14 protein-coding genes are annotated in these 22,108 nt (G+C 50.5%); 3 read left to right on the forward strand and 11 right to left on the reverse strand.

The genetic code is table 11. The features are described 5' to 3' along the window. Positions 1–83 precede the first annotated feature (83 nt). On the forward strand, positions 84–1,451 hold the full coding sequence (locus AC3WT9_RS11430; RefSeq protein WP_341379156.1) for an MBOAT family O-acyltransferase: 1,368 nt from the start codon (positions 84–86) through the stop codon (positions 1,449–1,451). A 53-nt stretch (positions 1,452–1,504) separates the two neighbouring features. Beyond that, positions 1,505–2,980 carry a copper amine oxidase N-terminal domain-containing protein gene (locus AC3WT9_RS11435; RefSeq protein WP_341379157.1) on the forward strand — a complete coding sequence of 492 codons (1,476 nt, stop codon included), beginning with the start codon at positions 1,505–1,507 and terminating at the stop codon, positions 2,978–2,980. Positions 2,981–3,093: 113 nt separating this feature from the next. Here the strand turns inward: AC3WT9_RS11435 and AC3WT9_RS11440 are convergent, their stop codons facing one another. Further along, positions 3,094–6,573, reverse strand: coding sequence for a collagen binding domain-containing protein (locus AC3WT9_RS11440; RefSeq protein ID WP_492407594.1), 3,480 nt, complete (start codon positions 6,571–6,573; stop codon positions 3,094–3,096). A gap of 346 nt (positions 6,574–6,919) precedes the next feature. Here AC3WT9_RS11440 and AC3WT9_RS11445 point away from each other — a divergent pair, with 346 nt between their 5' ends. After that, positions 6,920–7,675, forward strand: a complete 756-nt coding sequence (locus tag AC3WT9_RS11445) for a YwaF family protein (RefSeq protein WP_341379160.1) — start codon at positions 6,920–6,922, stop codon at positions 7,673–7,675. 191 nt (positions 7,676–7,866) lie between these two features. Here the strand turns inward: AC3WT9_RS11445 and AC3WT9_RS11450 are convergent, their stop codons facing one another. The 10 genes from AC3WT9_RS11450 to AC3WT9_RS11495 all read right to left on the reverse strand — a co-directional run bounded on the left by AC3WT9_RS11450 (position 7,867) and on the right by AC3WT9_RS11495 (position 21,664). Continuing rightward, complete coding sequence (locus AC3WT9_RS11450; protein ID WP_341379161.1) at positions 7,867–8,298, reverse strand: peptidylprolyl isomerase; 432 nt, start codon at positions 8,296–8,298, stop codon at positions 7,867–7,869. A 141-nt stretch (positions 8,299–8,439) separates the two neighbouring features. Then, positions 8,440–9,774 carry a diaminopimelate decarboxylase gene (gene lysA, locus AC3WT9_RS11455; protein ID WP_341094614.1) on the reverse strand — a complete coding sequence of 445 codons (1,335 nt, stop codon included), beginning with the start codon at positions 9,772–9,774 and terminating at the stop codon, positions 8,440–8,442. A 192-nt stretch (positions 9,775–9,966) separates the two neighbouring features. Continuing rightward, positions 9,967–11,658, reverse strand: a complete 1,692-nt coding sequence (locus AC3WT9_RS11460) for a spore germination protein (protein WP_341097726.1) — start codon at positions 11,656–11,658, stop codon at positions 9,967–9,969. 1,202 nt (positions 11,659–12,860) lie between these two features. After that, entirely contained in the window at positions 12,861–13,286 is a 426-nt protein-coding gene (locus AC3WT9_RS11465; protein WP_038594622.1) for a stage V sporulation protein AB, read from the reverse strand. Continuing rightward, on the reverse strand, positions 13,283–13,945 hold the full coding sequence (locus AC3WT9_RS11470) for a stage V sporulation protein AA (protein WP_341379162.1): 663 nt from the start codon (positions 13,943–13,945) through the stop codon (positions 13,283–13,285). The genes AC3WT9_RS11465 and AC3WT9_RS11470 overlap by 4 nt, the downstream gene beginning before the upstream one ends. Before the next feature lie 413 nt (positions 13,946–14,358). Then, a complete protein-coding gene (locus AC3WT9_RS11475; protein ID WP_341094617.1) occupies positions 14,359–15,237 on the reverse strand; it encodes a carbohydrate ABC transporter permease in 879 nt (292 codons plus the stop codon). A gap of 30 nt (positions 15,238–15,267) precedes the next feature. Then, a complete protein-coding gene (locus tag AC3WT9_RS11480; protein WP_341379163.1) occupies positions 15,268–16,158 on the reverse strand; it encodes an ABC transporter permease in 891 nt (296 codons plus the stop codon). Positions 16,159–16,456: 298 nt separating this feature from the next. Further along, positions 16,457–18,157, reverse strand: coding sequence for a type 2 periplasmic-binding domain-containing protein (locus tag AC3WT9_RS11485; protein ID WP_341094619.1), 1,701 nt, complete (start codon positions 18,155–18,157; stop codon positions 16,457–16,459). 107 nt (positions 18,158–18,264) lie between these two features. After that, positions 18,265–19,905 carry a response regulator gene (locus AC3WT9_RS11490; RefSeq protein WP_492407595.1) on the reverse strand — a complete coding sequence of 547 codons (1,641 nt, stop codon included), beginning with the start codon at positions 19,903–19,905 and terminating at the stop codon, positions 18,265–18,267. Then, a complete protein-coding gene (locus AC3WT9_RS11495; RefSeq protein WP_341379166.1) occupies positions 19,898–21,664 on the reverse strand; it encodes a sensor histidine kinase in 1,767 nt (588 codons plus the stop codon). Before AC3WT9_RS11495 ends, AC3WT9_RS11490 begins: the two co-directional genes overlap by 8 nt. Positions 21,665–22,108 lie beyond the last annotated feature (444 nt).

Here is a 22,108-nt window from a genome sequence, read left to right on the forward strand (position 1 = left end):
CATTAGATTTAGTGCCGGTAAGTCTTTAGAACTGAGTCTTAAAGTGATTGTTATACCAAATCTGTTGTAAACGAGGGGTCAAAATGTTATTTAATTCGTACATCTTTATGTTCGGCTTCCTGCCTATTGTGCTGGCCGGCTACTTTGCACTAAACCGCATCCGCCTGTTTAAGTACGCCAAGTTGTGGTTGGCGCTGTCCTCTCTGGTCTTCTATGGCTGGTGGAATATCCGCTACATCCCGCTAATCCTCTTATCCATTCTGTTCAACTACACGCTTGGCCGGTATTTACACTGCGGAAAATTCCGCCCCCCCACACTGCTTATCTTTGGCTTAAGCGCCAATCTCCTGCTGCTGGGTTACTACAAATATGCCGATTTTTTCATCACAAACTGGAATGGGCTGACGGGTTGGAATGCGGCTCCCCTTCACCTGCTGCTGCCGCTCGGGATCAGCTTTTTCACCTTTACCCAAATTGCCTATCTCGTCGACGCCTACCGGCATCAGGCACGTGAATACGGTCTCGTCAATTACATACTATTCGTTACCTTCTTCCCCCATCTGATTGCCGGTCCGATCCTTCACCACAAGGAGATGATGCCTCAGTTCGACAGACTGCGGGGCAAGCTCTGGAACTGGAACAATGTACTGAAGGGTACCCTGCTGTTCAGCATCGGCCTCGGAAAAAAAGTGATCATCGCGGATACCCTGGCCGGCTTTGCCAATAGCGGCTTTGCCTCCGCTGCTCACTTTGTGGACTCCTGGGTGGCTGTGCTGTCCTATACCCTCCAGCTTTACTTTGATTTCAGCGGGTACACGGATATGGCGATCGGCATTGCTCTGCTCTTCAATATTGTGCTGCCGCAAAATTTCAATGCTCCATATCGCGCCCTGAGTATCCGTGACTTCTGGAGACGCTGGCATATGACGCTCAGCCGCTTCCTTAGGGATTATATCTATATTCCGCTTGGAGGCAACCGCAAGGGCTTCTGGATCTCCATCCGCAATGTGATCATTACCTTTCTGCTTGGCGGTTTATGGCATGGGGCAGGCTGGATGTTCGTACTCTGGGGGCTGCTGCACGGAGTGGGGCAAGCGGTAGAGAAGCTGTGGGCACGCCGGGGTACGCCATTGCCCAAGGGTATCGCATGGGTACTCACCTTTGCTTTTATTAATGTAACCTGGGTATTTTTCCGCGCGGAGAATCTTACGATAGCCCTTAGATTATTAAAAGGAATGAGCGGAATAAGTGGTTTGGGAATTTCTGCAGTCAGCGGCTTAATGCGGTGGGCTATCGTCCTAATTGTTATCCTGCTTGGCGTGATCCTGCTGCGGCGCAAGACAGAAATTCAGGTACGAAGCTGGAAGACGGTTATGGCCATGGCTCTGATCTTCGTCATTTCGTTGTTCTTCTTCAACCGTATCACTCCGTTCCTGTATTTTAACTTCTAATCCAGTAAACGATTCCGTTAAACTCACTCACTCTATTTGCTTAGGAGGTTCGAATGATGCCATTACCCCATATTCAAATCACCAAAACCCCGGCACAGCCACGCGGCTTACATGCCCGATCCAAAAAAATGATGACCTTATTCCTGCTGTTTCTGTTCTCGTTCGCAGCTCTCGCCGCTCTTCTTACCCTATTCCTGGATCCGCTGCAGTTCTATCATAAATCCTCATGGTATACCCCTGTTTTCTCACAGGAGGAACGTTACCAGAATCCCGGGCTGGCCAAAAACTATGCTTACGACAATATCATTATCGGGACTTCCATGACCGAGAACTTTCTGCCTTCCCAGGTAGACAAAAGCTTAGGCGGAACCACAATGAAGCTGTCGATGGAGGGATCGACTGTGGATGAGCACTATAAAATCGCCAAGCTTGCTCTGGAAACCGGCAAAGTGAAGCAGGTCCTCTGGGGGCTGGATTATTTTTCACTGAAGCTGGAAACCACAAAGGCGGCAAAAGAATTTCCCGATTATCTGTACGACGGCAAGCTATGGACCGATTACAAGTATTGGTTCAATTCCTCGGTGTATACGCAGTTTTTCTGGCGCAGCCTCAAAAGCACGCTCACCGGTGAGCCCAGAAAAACTCTGGAATATCTGAACAATTGGAACCGTGTAGTTAAGTTCGGCCAACAATATGTAACCAAAGCCTACCTGAAAGCCAGTGACAACGAGTTATACTTCGGGCTTAACGAGGAAAGCACCGATCAGCTGAAGGCACATTTCAATACCTATATTCTGCCGCTGCTGAAGGAATATCCTGATGTGCAGTTCCACTTCTATTATCCGCCCTACAGCGTGATGCGGCAGGTTGCCTGGTATTCTGATAATCCCATCCGCTTTGGCAATCAACTGGTGATGCGTAAATGGATGTACGAGCAATTCCGGCAGTTCGATAATGTGTCGCTATATGATTTTCAGGCGGAATCGAAGTGGACGTTCAACCTTGATCTGTACAAAGATCTTAGCCATCACAGCGAAGAAGTTAACAGCCGGATTGCAGAGGCCATCGGAGAGAAAAATCCGGATTATCTTGTAACGGATGATAACATCGATGTGTTCAACAACAGGCTGCAGTCCCAGGCAGAAAGTGCCGTTACCGACCTCAGCGGGAACCTTTATCATAGCAGCGTTCAGTTCGGTGGAGTGCAGCTGGGATATACCACCCGGCTGATCCAGGGGGACAAGGAGCTGTGGCTGACTGCCAAAGACCTTGGACCTGCCCTGGGGGCTAAAGTGGAATGGGATGGAGCCAGCAAAACAGTAAAGCTAACGTCCGGCGGGCACAGTATTGCAATGACTGTCGGCAGCAGTGAAGCGCTTGTGGACGGAAATAGCACAGTCCTGGAAGCCGCTCCGCTGCTCGTCGGAGGCAAAGCCTTGATCCCGCTCGCCTTCACCGCCGAACAATTAGGCTGGGAGGTCACCACCGATAAGAAGGGGACCTGGATCCGCTACAGCCTTACTCCATAACTACAGTGGATTGTGTAATTCCAATAAACAAAGAGCACACGGCAGTTGATCGCCGTGTGCTCTTTGTTAGTGCTGCTATGGCAGGAAAGATGAATATCCAGCTGCCTCTGGTGCTATTCCTGCTTTCTGCGTCTGAATACCCGGCTCAGAATGAACCCTGTAAGAATCAATCCTACTCCTGCCAAATAGATTGGCAATGGACTATTCTCACCCGTCTGTGGCAGCTGGCCGCCCGAGCCGGTCACTGTCCCCGCCGGAATTTCATCATCCTCAACTTCCACTTCGCCAAGCGGGATGTCATCATCTATCGTTGTCACTTGCCCCGGAGTCGGTGAAGGTGTAGCTGACGGAGCAGGTGTAGCCTGTGCCGTCGCCCCCGGTCCCGCAGGAATCTGTGGTTCTTCGATAATCACAACAGGAGTTGGACTGCCGCCAGGTGCTACTGTCGGTATTGGTGTTGGTGATGGTGTTGCTACAGTCGTCGGTACTGGTGTTGGACTGCCGCCAGGCGCTACTGTAGGTACTGGTGTTGGTTCTGTCGTTGGACCCGTTGTTGGTTCCGTTGTCGGGCCTATTGTTGGTACTGTTGTTGGCACTGTTGTTGGTACTGTTGTTGGTGTCGACGTTGGTACCGGCACCTCCTCTGTATTGTATACAGTCAGCCCCACGCTCACCGACGAACCAATTGTGACCGGATACTCTTTGGAATCCAGCACATATCCTTTCGGAGCCGCCGTCTCAATCAATACATAGCTTCCGAGCCAAATATTGTTGAATGCCGCTTTGCCTGAAGTGTTGGTAGTCAGGGTATTGATCAGCACGCGTTCTGTTCCGTTCAGCCGGTAAAGCTCAAAAGTCGCCCCTTCCAGCGCCTTCTCCTTGTTTACGGCATCGAGCTTGGTGACGACCAAAGCTCCTCTGACACCACTTCCTGTGCCCGAGCCGCTGGATACTCCCACAATGACCTCTTTGGATGTATCCTTCTCGACCACTACAACATTGTTGCCGTTGAACTTCACGGTATTAAGCAGCTTATCGCCTGTATTCGCTACGATCAGCGACTTGTATTCCAGCATATAAGCTGTCTTGATATCCTTCAAGAAGCTGAGTTCAAAGCTCTGCTTTCCACTGGCATTCTGATTAATGTTAAGTGAATAATCAACATCCTTCACCAGTTCAGGTCCGCCTTTGGTCACTTCACCGTTCAATGATACAACGGTTGGATACAAATGGAAGGAATCCTGCAGCAGTATTTGATTAGAGCTGGGTTCGTCAATGATTTTTGCATTCTTCATGAACGACTGTGTCCTGTTGATCGCGATGCTCCAATCTACTTTATCGCCGCTTTGCAGGCCGTCTTTGTAGATATATTCACCACCGTGCGGGATTTTCAGGGAAGCAGTCAAGTCTTTCGATACCTGCTTGGTTCCATCCAGAAGTTTAGCCGTATTGGCCACGGTAGCGTCGATAAGCTGTCCTTCAAGAGATGTTTTAAATTCGATAATGTATGGCTCGCTGATGTTGCCGGCAAATTCTACTTTCAGCTCATTGCTGCCGCTGACAGCATAGGTATACGCCGATGCACTAAGCTCGGAACCTTTTGTATAGTCACCTTTTGTGTCGAGGCTCATGTTGTAAACCTTAAGCGAACCTGGAACTAACGTTTGGCCTGCAGTCAGCACATCGGTTACCACAGGATCGGCAATCGCTTTGCCATTGTAGTTCGCACCCACAGTCCAGGTAATTTCTTTGGCGGTTGCATTGTAAACGCCGGATTTGAACCCGTTGTTCTTCACCTCAGAACGTGGAATGAACTTTCCAAATGCTGCAGTTGACTGATTCTGTTCAGCACTGTCCATCCAATCAATCTGTGCTTTATTAATAAAATCATTAGTGCTTCCAGTCAGCCAGTCATTGCTGAACAAGGTGGTGTAATTGATGGTATGAAACCCGGATATCGGTGAATGAAACTTCACTGTGAATCCGGCGTTCGGCTGTACTGGTGAATCATAGATTAACGTGTACTTGGAAGGGCTCACGACCAGCCAGTTTTCATCCCTTACAAGCAGCGAACCGGGAACCAATTTCTGACCGCCATCCGGAAAGCTGTCTTTCACAACGACATGGCTCATCGGGTAATTATCGCCGTTAAGCGTAATTTTCCAATCTGTCGTTTTATTCTTGTAATCTACACCCGATAACGTCTTATAGATAACGGCTGGCCGGACAAGCTGTTTTGCATCATAAGTATACGTGCTGTCCGTAACTGAATTGATCACCGTCGTTTCTTTGATCACACGGTCTTTGGCCTTGATTTTATATTCAATACGGTGCGGTGCGGATACGTCGTTTGTGAACTGCAGCTTAAAGCCCTTTTTACCGGCAGCAGTAATAGGAGAAACAGTAAAGTCCACATTCTCATTCAGGGCTGGGCCTTTTGTCGCTACAGCCGCAGAATCCAGGGTTACCGGATAAACCTTAACCGAACCGGATACAAGCTCATGCGAAGCATCGAATAAATCCGATAAGACAGTATTGGCCTGCGGGATATTTTTGCCATTGTAGTTATATTCTATTGCCCAGGAAATCACCTGATTTCCCCATTCATAGCCGGTTGAGAATTTTTTAAGTGTTCCACCGCGCTCAACAGTTACCGTTGCCGAGGAGCTGACCGGATCGCGCCCATCCCCAGTAAACGTCGCTGTATTGGTGAAAATTCTTTTATTCTCCACAGCTATAGGTGTGGTGTATGCAATGCGGTAGGCACTGCCGATTACAGGATCGGTGAAGTGAACGATAAGCTTGCCGTCCAGTATTTCCGCAGAATATTTGCTGCTGTCAAGCAGTGCCCCTTGTGACACTGTGCCGTCAAGCTGGACCGCCAGCCCGTAAACTGCAAGCGTGGCCGTGCTGTCCAAGGACAACCCTGCCGGAATAGGGTCGGTTACTGTAGCGTTTGCTACCTTTTCCAGCTTCTTGTTCACATCAACTGTCCACTGAATGCTGGTCGCATTGTAGCCGCTGGAGCTGCCGTGCTTGTCGATGGTCGAGCCGATCTCAGGCTTGAAGTTCACGATAACCTTCTGCGTCCCGCCATTTATAGGGAATAGGATTTCCTCTATCCCAGTGCCGGGAATTTTCTGTTTATCAAACTTCGTATTGACCCGGAGTGTTCCCTGCACATTGTCATGACTCTCAATATAGCTGTTAAAGGTCATCACTACCTGATGCGTGGACTTTCTGACCGTGAAGCTGCCTACTTCCCCGTCATCCGAGACCAATGCGCCGCTGATGTCGTTAAACAGCTGGAATTGCTCAGGAAGCAGGAACGTAAAGGTGTCACCTGCTGCGTACCCATGTCCGTTCGGAAGCGCCCAGGTGTAATCCAGACTGACCGTGGAATTGACATCATACACATTGTCCGTAACGGTCTGGCCGTCAGGTCCATATACAGCCATAGAGACGCTGGTAATAATATTCCTTTCAGTCTCAATCCCAGCTGCCGTAGCCTGCGAGGTGAATCCAATACCATAGGCATACTGCACAAAAAGCATAATGATCATAATGGACAAACTAAATTTCTTCTTCAACATTCCCTGGAAGCCCCCGTTTCTGATTTGATATTGGGATAATTATCCCTCTTGCAGCATATTCCTTCTCTGTCTATTCATGCTTGATTTTCGGAACAGCCTCTAAAACCCGGTACAAAAAAATGGCAGCCGACCTACACCATGACACTCAAAAGCCTCAAGCCAGTTATGTATTCCGGTTTTCCTGCATCCATCTTATGTGACATCGCAGAAATCTCTTCCTTTTCTGTGCGGCTTGAGCATTATATACTTATATCACCTAAGTATAGATCTCTAGAATCAGAAAATGTTAAAATTCCGAATATTTATTTTTGTTAAAATAACCCGCGGGTCCCAAGGAGAGAATTCTGTGAACTTCGGCTCATTTTTTACACGGCAGCATGAGACTGATTTCAGTATGTTTTCACCGTCACACTGGGTTGCACTGGCTGTTGTGACCTTAGCTTGCCTGCTGCTGTTCTGGTCGCGTTTTGCGCTCCGTACCCGTCCATCACTCCGCCGGTTTGTGAAACTGCTGCTAGTATTTATCCTGCTTTTTTCTGAAGCCGGACTGCATGTATGGTACTTTTCGCAGGGGATCTGGAAGAAGGAGTCCTCGCTGCCGCTGGAGTTATGCGGGATTACATTGCTCTTGTCCGTCATTATGCTGCTTACCCGCAGCCGGAGGCTCTATTCCTTTCTCTACTTTGCCGGCATTGGCGGAGCTTTTATCGCCCTGCTGACGCCTAATCTGGTGTATCCTTATCCCCATTTCCGCTTTCTGCTGTTTTTCACGGCCCATGGCGCGATTATCCTGGCCTCTCTCTACATGACCTGGGTCGAAGGGTATAGGCCAACCTGGCGCTCGCTTTTCTTCACCATGCTCTGCCTGAATGTGGTCGCTGCCTGTGTCTATGCCGCAAATTCATTGCTGGGATCGAACTATATGTTCCTGGCGCATAAACCCGGCACCTTTTCCATACTGGATTATTTCGGCCCTTACCCTTACTACCTGCTGGTGGAAGAAGGGTTTGCCTTTATTCTTTTTCTGCTGATGTATCTGATCTTTTTCAAACTGCCGCAGCGTTCCGCTCTCCGGGACCGCCGCAGAAGCCGGACCCTTTGAAGCGGTGCACCAAGTGGAAACGGATACCATCCTCATAAGGACGGTATCCGTTTCCGCGAGAAATAGAAGGATAATTCATCGCGTGAAGCTTATAAATTGTTATATTTGCACAAAAGCACCCGGCTGGGATCCCAGCCGGGTGCTTTATGAATAGCCGTAAAGGGCGTATGACGCGCCTTAGTTCATTTGAATTAAGCTTCGATAATTTCCACCGAAGTCATTTTGTCGCGGCCCTGGAAAGAGTCAACATAGTCCATACCTTCGACGACTTTACCGAATACAGTGTGTACTCCGTCGAGGTGAGGCTGCGGTGCATAGCAGATGTAGAACTGGCTTCCGCCAGTGTTCTTGCCGGCATGCGCCATAGCCAGCGTTCCGCGCTCATGCTTGTTCGGGTTGATTTCGCAGTTGATCGTATAGCCTGGACCACCGGAGCCTGAACCGTTAGGACAGCCGCCTTGAGCTACGAAACCAGGGATAACGCGGTGGAAGACCAGTCCGTTGTAGAAACCGTCTTTTGCCAGCTTCTCAAAGTTGGCTACGGTGTTTGGAGCATCCTGATCGAACAAGTCGATCAGCACTACGCCGCCGTTTTCAAGTGTAATTTTCGCTTGCTTTGCCATATGTAAATGACCCCTTTCGAAATAACAGATGTAGAACACTTTTCTTAGTTTACTATGAAACCACGCACAAAGCAAAGCAAGCGGGAGTCACTCCCGCTTGCTCCAATTATTTCAGACACTAAGCCTTGCGGTGATGAGGTCCTACTTCGCAACAGCCTGCTTGGCGATGCGCTCCGGCACAATATCATTGGCGGTAATGTCCTGATGACTCTCGCGGCGTACCACTAGATCGCTCTGTCCGTTCTGTACAAAAACGACGGCCGGACGGCGAATCCGGTTATAGTTGCTGGCCATGGAATAGTTATACGCACCGGTGCAGGCTACGGCAAGCAGATCACCGCTCTCTACCTTCGGAAGCTCCACGTCCCAGATCAGCATATCGCCGCTCTCGCAGCATTTGCCCGCGATCGAGACTGTTTCTTCATTGGATTCCGTGGCACGGTTGGCAAGCAACGCCTCGTATTTGGATTCATACAGTGCAGGACGCGGGTTATCGGTCATCCCGCCGTCAACGGCGACATATTTGCGGACCCCCGGAATTTCCTTGTTGGTTCCTACCGTGTACAACGTCGTACCTGCATCCCCAACAATGCTGCGGCCCGGCTCTACCCAGATTTGCGGCAGTTTGCCGCCAATTCCTGCGAAATGCGTCTTCACCGCATCTGTAATTGCCGCTACATATTCGGATACCAACAGTGGTGTATCACCTTCCACATAACGGATGCCGAAGCCGCCGCCGAGATTGACGACAGGGAAATCAATGGCAAGCTCTTCCTTCACCTTGCGGGTGAAATCAGCGATCCGCTCCACCGCAAGCTGGAAACCTTCCGTTTCAAAAATTTGCGAGCCGATATGTGAATGCACACCCAACAGCTGCAAATTGGCCTTATCTGAAGCCTGGCTTACCGCTTCTTGAGCGGAACCATTGCCGATGTCAAAACCAAACTTCGAATCGGTCTGGCCTGTAGAAGCATACGCATGGTGGGCATGAGCTTCTACTCCTGGCGTAACGCGAAGCAGGATGTTCACCTTCACTTCCTTGCGTGAGGCAATGCTCTGCAGCAGAGTGAGTTCAACCAGATTATCCACTACGAAGCAGCCGATCCCGGCATCAATCGCCATCTCAATTTCATCAGGCGTTTTGTTGTTGCCGTGGAAGTGGATACGCTCTGCAGGAAAACCCGCTTGCAGCGCTGTGTACAGCTCCCCGTCCGACACCACATCAAGTGACAACCCTTCTTCATCCACCAACCGGCACATCGCCATCACGGAGAAGGCTTTGCTGGCATAGGCCACCTGAAACTCAAGACCGGAGGCCGTAAACGCATCCATGTACTCGCGGCAGCGGCGCCGGACCAGTTGCTCGTCCATTATATATAGCGGGGTTCCATATTCCGCTTTCAATTCCGTCACATCACATCCGCCGATCTCCAAATGTCCGGCATCATTAATTCGGCTCGTCCCGTGTAAAAACATTACTCAGTCCTCCAATTTCTGTGGAATGTCTTGTTCCACCCTGTCTATTGTATGTTATTATGCCCTACAGAGTTCCTGAAAGATAGCTATTGAGCAGAAACTCCGCTTTTTAAGGGGCTGTTTAGTGTATTCAGTATAGCAGACAGAGGGAACACCATAGAATGGACTAATTTGCAGTTGATTTGTATTTTCCTACGATTGTTTCTCGTTCTCCTGGACAGTCGGCATTCGTGTATTATCCCTTGTTTTGTTGAAGGATGGCCTTGTTTTGGAGCTGAGCACAGGCTGGCGCAGGATGATCTCACCCATTGCTTTTGCATTAAATGGTATAAACGGCCACAAATAAGATGAATTGTAGGACCGGTGCAGGGTCAGCAGTACGATGATCAGTGTGGTTCCGATCATAAAGCCCTGTACTTGGAACGCAGCAACGGCGACCAGTAGCACAAGCCTGACAATCCGGTTGGCCAGTCCAAGCTCATAACTCGGCGTTGCGAACATCCCGATGGAGGCTACCGCCATATACAGCACCACTTCATTCACGAACAGTCCGGTCTGTACGGCGATGTCTCCCACCAGAATAGCGGCAATCAGACCCATGGCTGAGCCAAGGGGTGTCGGTGTATGCACCGCCGCCATTCTCAGCAGGTCGACCCCAAGCTCGACAATCAGGAACTGGGCCAGGAGCGGGATTTTAGCTGTCTTCTGCGGTCCGATAAAGTCCAACATCTTCGGCAAAAGCTCAGGATGAATGACCATCAGCATCCACAGCGGCAGCAGAAACATAGAAGCAAAGATCCCGATGAACCGGACCCAGCGCAGGTAAGTCCCCATAAAGGGAGTCTGGCGGTTCTCCTCGGCATGCTGGCAGAGATCAAAAAACGTGGTCGGCAGGACGATGACACTTGGTGATGTATCTACAAAGATGACCACCCGGCCTTCCAGCAGATGAGAAGCTACGATATCCGGGCGCTCTGAATAGCGGACCAACGGATAAGGATTCCAGCCTCTGCCGACGATTGCCTCCTCCAACTGCTTGTCTGCCAGTGGAATTCCGTCGATATCCACACTTTTAATTTTGTCGGTGACAGCCTTCACCTGGGTTTTGTCGACGATGTCGTCAATATACGCTACACAGACATCCGTCCGCGTCCGGCGGCCGACCTGGTGCATCTCGTATTTCAGCCCGGGGTCGCGGATTCGTCTGCGTACCAGTGCGACGTTGCTAAGCAGCGTCTCCGTGAACCCGTCCCGTGACCCGCGAACCACCCGTTCAATAGAGGGCTCATCAGGATTCCGTGAAGGATACGAGCGTGTATCCATAATAATAACCTGGGTCTCGCCTTCAATGAAGAACACACTCATTCCCGACAAAACCTTATTTATACTTTCGCTCAGCAGCTCACCTTTTTCTACCTGCACGTGGGGGATGTATTCAGTCATGAAGCTGGCCAGCACATCAGTAGAGACATTTTCCGGTGTCAGATAGGTAAGCCGCTTCAGAATCTCGTCAATAATCGTATCCTTGGCAAATCCGCTGATGCACAGGAGCGCCGCTCTCCGGCCGCCAAAGGACATCTCCCTGAACACGATATCAAAAGATGAACCCAGTCCCATGACCTCAGTCAGTGTATTTTTGGTATGCTCCAGGTTCGGTGAAACCTTGTCATTACCCTGCCAGTATTTAACCGATTCCTCTAGCGAATCAGAGCGCTCGTTGTCCCGTTTTAATTGCAGCGGGTCTATTTTTCCCTGGGGTGGAGCATCCTCCTGCTTAGCTTGTTTCTTGTCTTTTTTGGACTTCTGCGGCTGCTGGGTCTGCGCTTGTGACTGCTTCCCGCTCCCGGCCTCAGCCGTAGTTCCGGCTCCAGCCTGACTCCCCATTCCTGATTCATCGTCTGACTCAGCATCTTCCTCAGTATCCGGCTCTTCACTAAACAGTCTGGCGAAAAAACCCTTCTTGCCGCTCTCCGGCTCCTCTGCACCCAGCTCATCTGATGCTTCCATATCCTGCGGCTGGCTGCCGGTCTCATCCCCGGGATCAGCTGTGCCGGGGGACACTGCACTGTCATCCTCCGGTTTTTCCGATTCCGCTTCAGCTGCTCTATTATCGGCTTCGGGTGTAGAGGCTGAGCCTGCTGCTGCATTGCCGGTATCGGAGGCACAGGCCTGGCCGCTTCCAGCCTGTGCCTCCGCCCCTTGTCCTGCAGCTCCCTTTGCACTTTCCGCTGCGCTGCTTGCTTCCGTATCTGAACTTCCCTCTGCCAAAGGCACGGCTGCTTGTTGCGGGTCGTTCCCCTCCTGATCCGGTGTTCCTGCTCCATCCGAGGCTTGCAGATCATGGTCGCCATACCCGGTTGCTCCGGCGTCCACACCAATGTCCACACTGTTGTTTGTTCCCTTATCGGCACCTGCGCCCGGCGCAGCGGAATCTCCGTTGCTCTGGTTCCCCGTGCCAAGCTCAGTTGAAGCTTCAACGTCCTGATTGCCGGCATCGGTGCCGGATGTAACTTCTGCCTCTGTATCTTTACTGAATAATGTGTTGTAAAACTCCCGCACACCGCTTCCAGAGTTCTCTGTGTCTTGCGGTTGTGCCTCACCAGTAACCGCGTTGCTGCCTTCAGCCGTCTCACCATTATCCTTACTGTCTACCGCACCACCTCCAGCATTCGCATCCGTCCCCCCTGCCGGTTCCGCACCGACAGCTTCCGCTCCGCCAGTTTCCACGCGGCTATCCGCCTCTGCGCCGGCCTTCGTGTCATTTACCTGCTTGCTGTGAGCTTGTGCGGCTGCCGCTGCACTAACAATCGCTGCACTAATGGTACCTCTTCCGTCTGCGGCGATATTACCGGCTGTGCCTGACTGTGGTGCCTCTTGTTCCCCGGCATTCCCCGTATGAGCTTCCCCAAGATTATCCGCTGACTGGATTGCATAGCTCTCAGCTCCGTCTGCCGGAGCCGATCCAGTTGTCCCGCCACCAACATTGCCAGCCTGCGGCGCAGCCGGGCCAGCTGTCTGATTTTTTGCTTTTTTATCATCTACCTGATCACCGCTATGAATATACCTTACCACTCCATAACCCCCTTCTACTGTTGATATACAAAGAAGTCGAACAAAGAGCCTGCAACCTTGCCGCATACCATGGCCATCAGCAGCCCAAACAGATAATGCGTCATTTGCAGACGTTTTGCCAAGATCGGCAGCACATTCAAGACCTCTGTCAAAGCAGCGGCCAGCATGCCGACAAATATCCCGTCAAACAGCCCAACTCCCAGTTCGACCACAGGACCTGAGCTAATCCGCCAGTTCCAGAAATCACTCATAGTGCCAAGCAGAGAACCCCCGATCATCGCCCCTTCATACCAATGAACTTTGTCGTAGGAGGAAGTCAGCTGAGCCAGCCGGGGCACCATATCAAGCACGATAAACAGAGCGATCACCCCTCCGCCTACGGCAATCCCCCCGGCGATTCCGAGCAGTAAATTCAGTCCAAGTGTAATCGGCGCGGTCATGCTCCATCCTCTTTAGGTCCTGATGGATCGTTTCCGCTGAGGTCCATTTTGCTATACTCCTCGTGGACTACATAATGGTCGATATTTTTCTGATAGAGGAACATTTCCACTTCGAGCGGAGTGGGCTCCTCATTCCATTTCTTCTTAAAGAGGTGGTTGAAAAAAATCACCATGCCAAACCCGATGCCCAGCGAATAGGCAATCTGGAACACATAAGGATGGTCATCCCGCCGTCCGGTCAGCATCTCCACGATGCGGACATGCACTTCCTGCATGCTGACATCGGCATGAAAATTCATAATCGTCAGCGCTGATCCGAAGAAAAGCAGCAGCCACACCAGCACAAACAGTGCAACCGAAGGTTTGCGTGCTTCGACCGGCCCTTCGATCTGCACTATCGTCCGCCCCTCGCCAATCGGTTGGATGTCAGCACCCGGTATCAATTCGTGAATATGCGGGATAACCGTCAACAGGTCGATCAGAATGAGGTTCCCGTCACTTTGTGCCGGCTTCAGCAGCAGAATTGAATACAGCGGCTCCCTCCACTCCGGCTCGGTGATTAAATAAGCGATATCCCGCAGCGTGACCCCTTTCCCTTTGGGCACCATTACCCGATTCTTAAGCTGTATGTAAATGGCGGGAGCCGAATAAGTGTTCATCCGTACACCTCCTATTGTTGTCATGAAAAGCAGGATGAGACGTAAGAATAACGGTAGTATGGGAGAAAAGGCTTATTTTTACTCCAGACCAGCAGAATTCAAGTTGAGGTATCTACACTTTAGGGCACAGAAACACATTATATTGATCTGTTCCTGCGGATTAGTATCCCAAAAGTGCATCAGTTCCGATTGTATACCGGTATCGGAAAAGCAACGTATCAACTACCAAATCCTTTACATTGTTGACTGGATAGCGAGCTGGACAGACGCACAAAAAGCAGACCGGGCGATTCCCCTTGTCTGCCTTATCCTTTGTTTATTGGAGCTGTGTTCATTTCTCCCGCTCGATCTAGAATAGCAGCGAGCTCCAGAAACGAGATGTCATTCCGGTGCTATATACATTTTCCATTTGCCTACTCCTTCACTGATCCAAGTGTCATCCCTTTGACAAAATACTTTTGCAGGAAAGGATAAACAAGCAGGATCGGTGCTGCCCCGATGAAGATTTGCGCCGCTCGGACCGTAGTTTGCGAGATCAGCTCCATCTCCTTCGGATTCATGCTCATTGAGCTCATATCCCGCTGAATAATTACGGTCTGCAGGAAGGTCGCCAGCGGAAACTTGCTCGAATTGTTCATGTAGAGCAATCCATCAAACCAGGAATTCCAGTGGAATACCATGCTGAACAAAGCAATTGTAGCTATGGAAGGCAGTGAGATTGGCAAGTAGATGCTGAATAGGGTGCGGAAATGATTCGCCCCGTCCATCAGCGCTGCTTCCTCCAGCTCCTTGGGAACGCCGCGGAAGAAATTGAGCATTAGAATAATCAGGAAGGTATTGACTGCTCCCGGCAACACCAGCACCCAGAAGGAATTCATCAGGCCGAGCTTTTGGACCACAATATAAAAGGGGATCATGCCACCGTTAAATACCATCGTGAACACGAACAGCCAGGAATAAATGCTGCGGCCCTTGAAGACCGAATTTTCTTTGGACAGCGGATAGGCTGCAAGGAACGTAATGAGCAGCGTAAGCCCTGTACCGATCACCGTACGCTGCACAGAAATCCAAATGGAATGCAGGAATACCGGATTGTTGATCGTTTTTTTGTAGGCTTCCAGGGAAAACTGCTTCGGCCATAAGCCAACAAGATTGGCGTCTGCTGCCGATTTAGCACTGAAGGATACGGCCAGGACATGAACAAGCGGCACAATACACATAATGGCAAGAAAGATTAATAAACAGGTATTGAATATGTTAAAGATGCGGTACCCTTTTGTTTTGTAATACATAAGTTTCCCTCTTTCCCGGTTTGAATAGGTTTAGAAAATGCGATACCCCGCCCATTTTTTGGCCAGCTGATACGAGAGCAGGATAAGAACCATACTGATGGCCGACTTGAACAATCCAATCGCCGTGCCGAAGCCCATCTCGCCATTCTGAATCGCCGTACGGTATACAAAGGTGTCGATAATATCGCCCTTCTGATAAACCAGAGGGTTGTACAAGTTGAAGATCTGGTCAAAGCCTGCGTTCAGCACATTCCCCAAGGCCAGCGTTCCTACCACCACTACCATTGGAACCAATGAAGGCATAGTGATGAAGCGTGTCTGCTTCCAGCGGTTCGCTCCGTCGATTTCAGCCGCTTCGTAGAGCGAAGGGTTGATCCCCGCAAGCGCCGCCAGGAAGACAATTGTGTTGTACCCGAATTCCTTCCAGACATCGGTCAGAATGACCGTGAAGCGGAACCAGTTGTTATCGCCCAGGAAAAAGATGGGTTTGATGCCGAGACTGCCGAGAATCTGGTTGACGAAGCCGTCTGTTGCCAGCAGATCCAGCAGGATTCCGCCGAGAATGACCCAAGAAAGGAAATGCGGCAGATAGACCAGTGTCTGGATCGTGCGCTGTACGGCGATCTTGCGGACCTCATTCAGCAGGATTGCAAATATAAATGGAACGAGCAGGTTGAAGATCATTTTCAGCACGGCAATAATGAGTGTGTTCCAAATGACCTGCATACTGTCTTCGCGTTCGAACAAATAGCGGAAATTATCGAGGCCCACCCACTCCGATCCGGAGATATGCAGCCACGGCTTGTAATCCTGAAAGGCCATGACGATCCCGCCCATTGGCAGAAAGCTGAATAGAATCAGCAGTATCAGTGCAGGTACCAGCATGACGTGGAATTGCCAGTTTTTTCTTAGTGTTCTCATCCTTGATCCCCCATATAGTCAAGTTCTTCTGTATTCATAATTAAATTATAGCAACGGAGAAATGGACCAAGTAGAGAGCAAAAGCAATATAAATGGTACAAAAGCAATGTCTTTACCACAGGCGGCACAGGAGCCAATCAGCCTTCGCTGATGCGTGACGAAAGCCACATCCTGATATACCGGGAGCGGAAGCTTTCAGCAATGAAAAACAAACAGGACCGTCTCCTCCGGCGGAATCTTCCGCCGGGGAAACAGCCCTGCCCATCACACCAAACTTCAGCTTAAGAGCTTCAGCCGGTTATTTTACACTGTCATACCACTCGTTGACTTCTGCAGTAATTTTGTCGCCGCCGCCTGATTTCCAGTTCGCCACAAAGCTATCGAAGGAATCCAGCGGCTGTTTGCCGTAGATGATTTCATTGAAGGCCTGGTTTTCGATCTTGTTCAAATAGTCCATCTTCGATTTCATTGTTTCTGTAGTCGGTCCGGTGAACATATTTTTGAAGGATTTGTCCTCTTGCGTCAGCAATACTTTAGCTGCTGCCGGAGTATCCTTCCCGTAGTTGACCGATACATCCTTTTCCAGACGGGTTGTCGGCTCAGCACCGCCCGCCAGATTCTGCAGCGCCTTCATCTGGGCATTGGGAATCCGCGCTCCGTCACGCACCAGCAGGTAGCGTACACTGTTCACATAACCCCCGTTGATCTGTTCATTCGGGATCATCTTGCCGCTTGCATCCAGTTCATAGTCATAACCTGCGAACAAACCGTTGTCCAGCTTACTGCCCGGCTTAGGGTTAGCGTAATTGTCGTACAGATAGTTCTGATAAGTAAATATGGCTTCCGGATTCTTCATCTTCGTGCTGATCAGGGTTACCCCGTTGGTGAATTGTGTGCCGTGGCGCATCACCGTTCCATCCGGACCTGCCGGAAGTGCGATTGGCGTCCAAACGGCTTGCGGCGCATTCTTAATGGTATCCAAGAGCGGCCAGCCGCTCATCCAGTAAGGTCCTGGGATCATACCGGCGGTTCCCGCAACAGCAGGCTCGGAAGTCTTGTTCTCATCCCAAAGCGCAGCCTCCTGCGGAATGTAGCCTTTGTCATGCCAGTCTTTCAGCTTCGCCAGCCCTTGCTTCATGCCTTCATTTACAGAGCCGTATTCCAGCTTGCCGTCTGCTCCCATGTTCCACTGCTGCGGAAGGGTTCCATAGGCACCGAAGATCCATGAAGGATCACCCATCCAGGTGTTCATGGAAGTCTTGAAGCCGATGCTGAGCGGTGTCACTTTATCCGGTGCCAAGCCGTCCGGATTCTGATTCTTGAAGGCATCCATCACCTTCTCCATCTCATCAATGGTTGTTGGTGCTTTCAGTTTCAGTTTATCCAGCCAGTCTTGGCGGATCCACAGAATGTAATCATGGTTGTACGCGTAATCAAGTACCGGGATACCCATTTTTTTGCCGTCACGGCTGTATTGGTTCCAGACGTTAGGGTCCTGCGCCATCGCTTCCTTCCAAGTGTCAGAAGCGTATTTGTCGAACAGCGGGCCCACTTCGGCATACATGCCGGAATCAATCAAATCCTGGGCAACGGTAGCATCTCCTGTACCGATAGTCACCACATCCGGCATTTCCTGGCCGGAGGACATTGCGAGACGCAGCTTCGTACCGAAAGCGCCGTTCGTATCTGTGATCGACCACAGTGACTTGATATTGATGCCAAATTGTTCCTTGGCCCACTTCGTGGCTACGTTATTTTCGATAGATTCGCCGTTCTTGAATTTTAGCTCAGGGTCCACGCCCCATACGGTTGTGATAGTCACTTCGGGATCATATTTATCCTTGTAGGCGTTTACAGTTTCTTCCGATGCATTCGCGGCTTTGCCGGAAGCCTTGTTGTCCTTCGCTGTGTTATTGTTGCCCGAGCAGCCTGCGATACTGCCAGCCAGCAGCACGCTCATTCCCAGGAGCGGCAGCCATTTTTGTCTCTTCGCGCTCATTGTCTTCCCCCTTGGATTCAATAAGTATTGGTGATGTCTTCATTATAGGGAAAGGCAGTTTGGAGGAATACGTCATTTAAACAAGGTTTCTGCACCTTTGCCAACCTCTATCCGTCCCGGAATTCATTTGGCGTCATATTATAGTGCTTTTTGAACATTTTGCTGAAATATTGCGGATTCTGGTAGCCCAGCTCTGTGGTGATTTCGTAGATCTTCTTGTTCGTGTGCTTGAGCAGGTATAGTGCACGCTCCATCCGCATGCGGATGATATAATCGCCGAGCCCCTCGCCTGTTTCCGCCTTATAGATCTTGGACAAATATACCGGATGCAGGAACACATGGTCCGCGATCGTCTTCACCGACAGATCATGGCCGGAATGGCTGCCTACCAGTTCATGCACCTGTTTGATAATATAGCTTTTGGTATATTGGTCGCTTTCCGACAGCTCCTTTTGCAGCTTCGCCAGCATATCAAGCGCCCACTCCCGCAGCTTGTCAAAAGAAACAATGATGCTCTGGGTCAGCAGCGGATCAAACGCGTACTGGTCGATCTGTGAGATAAATTGCCCGCCCTTATGGGCAATGTACATAAACGCGTTGGTGATGGACAGAAACACCTCATACAGATGCTCCCTGGAGAAGCGGGCCGTCTCCATGTCGCTGAACACATCTGTAATCTTCTCACGGGCAGTCTCCCACTGCTTCGATTCGAGCAGATGAATCAGAGTTGGCGGACGGTACAAGCTCTCCAGAGACTTGATCGCCACCCGCTGCTGCAGTTGGTTCTCTTCCAGAAACAGCACCGGGCCGGATTCATTATGCGCCGCTAAATACATCGAACTGAGTGCGCTACGGTACGCGGCGGGCATTCCTTCGGGGAAGGTGAACCATTCCGTGACCACCAGAGAGATGTCCCCCTTCAGATAATTGCTGACCCCCGCGCGGAACCGGGCAATCGCAGCCTTAAGCAATTTCTGGCGAAGCTCCTCATAGCGGTCCGACATCTCGATGTCCCGGCGCGTAGCCGCATTAAGCTCAGCGAGCAAAATCAGGCAATCATGCGGCGCTTTGCCGAACCAGACATGGAACTGCTCATGGAACAGCTCCTCGGCGATATTGCCGATCGCATATTCCATCAGTGAGACAGAATGATGATCCATTGCCGTATAATGTTTGCCGAGCTGAATCACCAGCATAACTGCCGATGTCTCTGGATCAAAGGAGATTTCAACCTCCTGCAGCTTCGAAGCCAGCGTCCGCTCGGACATCACTCGTCCCAGCAGCAGATCATGCATCAGATTGGCCCGCAGTACGCTGTAGCTGGCTTTGCGGTTATAGAGCAGCTGATGATATTTATCATGCGCCTCCCATTCATCCCGCAGGGACTCGATGGCCCCGGAGACACTCTTGATAAACTCCTCGTCGCTGACAGGCTTCAGGATATAGTCGAAGGCCTGCAGCTGAATTGCTTTTTTGGCATATTGAAAATGGGAGTAGCCCGTCAGCAGGATGCAGCGGAGATTAGACCAGCGTTCGCTTGCCGTCTCAATCAGTTCAAGCCCTGTCATGCCCGGCATCGAAATATCCGTGACCATAATATCAATCGCCTGCTGTTCCAGTATATCGAGTGCTTCAGCCGACGAAGCTGCCTGATGTACCTGATACACACCGATTTCTTCCCACGGAATGGTGCGGGCCAGACTTTCTGTTACGTATGCTTCGTCGTCTACCAGTAAGATTTCAATCATTGTTGTTCCTCCCGGACCAGTTCTCTGTATTATCTTCGGGCAGCTGCCACAGCAAAGTGACCCTTAGCCCCCCCAGCGGAGAAGCAGCGAAGGTTAAGCCCGCTTCCTCCCCGAACCTGAGGCGCATCCGCTGGTGGACATTCCACAGCCCGCAGCCCATCTCCTCATCCATTGCCCGGCCAAGCTTAGACTCAAGCTCCCTAATCGCCTCAGGTCTCATGCCCTGTCCATCATCCTCGACGGTGAGCGTCATCGTTCTGCCGCTGCAGGAGCCGGTTATCCGCAGCATTCCGGCGGCAGCCAGCGGCTGAATGCCGTGCAGCACCGCATTCTCGACGAGCGGCTGCAGCACAAGCGGAGGAAGGTCCAGCCTGCGCATTTGCGGTGGAATGTTCACAGTGTACTGCAGGCGGCTCATTCTCATATTTTGAATCTCCAGATAATGGGTCACAAATTCCACCTCCTCGGAGAGTGCCACAAGATCCCGTTCCTGCCGGGTGGTGTACCTGTAATAGCGGGAGAGGTTATGCGACATTCCAACCACTGCCTCATGGTTGCCGAGCTTCGCCATGCTTGTGATGAACGAAAAGCAATTATAGAAGAAATGCGGATTAATCTGTGATTGAAGCTGCTTCAGCCTGGCTTCCCGCACATGTATTTTTTCCATCAGCACATTCTCAATCAATTCCTGGATCTGTTCCACCATGCTGTTGAAACGTCCGGAGAGAAAACTGAACTCATTTTTGCCCCTGATGCCTACCCGGACCGAGTAATCCCCTTGCTTCAACCGCTGGAAGCCTCCCACCAATTGCCGCACCGGCACCTGAACCTGCACATAGAGGAAATAGGCAACCACGCAGCTCATCAGCAGCAAAGCACTGACGGATACGTAGAACAGGCGGTTCGAAGTATGGATCGGCTGCAGGATTTCCGTGAGCGGCATATAGTCGATTAAGTACCAGCCCATTTTGTCGGAATAAACGATGTTTACGCTATAGGACTCGCCATCAATCTCCAGCGTCCGGTTCTCACTTCCCTGAAGCGTCTCCTCTTCCAGCTTGTTCACCAGTTGGGCGGCAAGCGGACGGTCGGCACTGCGGTTAAAGATCTCGCCCGCGCCCTGCTTATAGTAGAAGGGGTCTCTTCTGCCGCCGCTTTTGAATTTATCCAGCATATCCTCAATATTCCGGCTGTCGAACACTACCTTCATAATAGTGGTTGCCCGCTCCGGGGAGAACTGCGACATATAAGGGGTAAAAGAAAACCATGAGAACTGAAACCGTTCTTCGCCCTGCTCGGTAATCCTCTCTACCTGCCAGCCTGATTTCACTTCCCGCTTGAGATCCTCGTCCTTGTAGGGCTGGGCATCGTTTTCGGTAACGATCCGGTGAATTGAGGGGGAGTACAGATATAATTTGCTTTTCCAGTTGGACGAGCTCTCCTGAATGCTGATTTTGGTCTGAATGCGCTTCACCAGATTGATTGCCTCGAGGTCGAGATCGCGTCCGGCCAGATAAGTATCCTTAAGATTGAGGATGTCGGGATCATGAATCAGCAGAATCGGCCAAGAGGACAACAGTTCCATATTCGTCTCCACCTGGTTCTGAAAAAAACTAAGCTGATTGTTGTTCGAGGTATTCAGCTCGCTGCGCAGCACATCGGTAGTTGTCTTATTGGAATAAAAATAAAGAATCGTGATTGGAATCAGCATGATGATCATGATGCTCACCATCTTCGTAAATAAGTTATATCTGTACATCTCTCTACACACCCCGCGAATTGACATAGCTCTAATTGTACAAAGATTCCCTGAGGACGCAAAGGGAATCGCTGGAACCCGCAACAAACGGTTTTAGATTACCGGCAGCTCCCCGCAAATGGAGAACTGAAATATCCTTCCAGCCCGATTTCAGCTTGGTCTCCACTTAAGTGTAAACGCTTCACATATAGCCATATAGTTCACTTACGCAACATTTCAGCAGTTTTTGCAGCCAATATGGATGTTTCACAAACTTGGAAGAACGAAATTCTCCGGATGGGCTGAAACAAGTGGAAACGGATACCGTCCTCAAAAGGACGGTATCCGTTTCAGCGAGAAATAGAAAGATAATTTATAGTGTGAAGCATATAAATTCTTATATTTTAAAAAAAAGGATGTCTCCCACAGCCGTATGGCTGCAGGGAACATCCTCCGCTTCTACTC

Source organism: Paenibacillus sp. EB106-06-01-XG199 (assembly GCF_058791575.1).